General features: G+C 63.0%; 1 protein-coding gene. It reads right to left on the bottom strand.

Annotated features, from left to right (window positions below; translation table 11 throughout):
* Positions 1 to 45: 45 nt before the first annotated feature.
* Positions 46 to 586, bottom strand: a 541-nt coding sequence (locus NK662_RS24685; RefSeq protein WP_254761362.1) for a histone H2B family protein, incomplete at its 5' end; no start/stop codon positions are given.

The raw sequence follows: 586 nt of genomic DNA on the forward strand, positions 1-586 counted from the left end.
AAGGGAAGGAGAGAAGCATGGCATCGAAACCCTAGAGAGACAGGCCTAGTTGCTGGTGAACTTGGTGACGGCCTTGGTGCCCTCGGAGACGGCGTGCTTGGCGAGCTCGCCGGGGAGGACGAGGCGCACGGAGGTCTGGATCTCGCGGGAGGTGATGGTGGGCTTCTTGTTGTAGCGGGCGAGCTTGGCGGCCTCCTCGGCGAGCTTCTCGAAGATGTCGTTGATGAAGGAGTTCATGATCGACATGGCCTTGGAGGAGATGCCGATGTCGGGGTGGACCTGCTTGAGCACCTTGAAGATGTAGATCTTGTAGGTCTCGACGCTCTTCTTCGCCTTCTTCCTCCCCGCCTTCTTCCCCTCGCCGCTGCCCTTCTCGCCCTTGCCGGCGGGGAGACGCTTCTCCGCCTTGGGCTTCTTCCCCGCCGGGGCCTTCTCGGCCTTCTCTGCCGCGGGCTCCTCCTCCGCGGGCTTCTTCGCGGCCGGCTTCTTCTCCGCCTTGGGCGCCATGGATGCTGCTCTCTTCTTCTCGGGGAGGGGAAGCGGGTCCGTGGGTTTTGCTTTGGAGCGGTGTGTGCTGATGTGTTGC

The sequence above is a fragment of the Ectobacillus ponti genome (assembly GCF_024294785.1).
In the GTDB taxonomy this organism is placed as follows: domain Bacteria; phylum Bacillota; class Bacilli; order Bacillales; family Bacillaceae_G; genus Ectobacillus; species Ectobacillus ponti.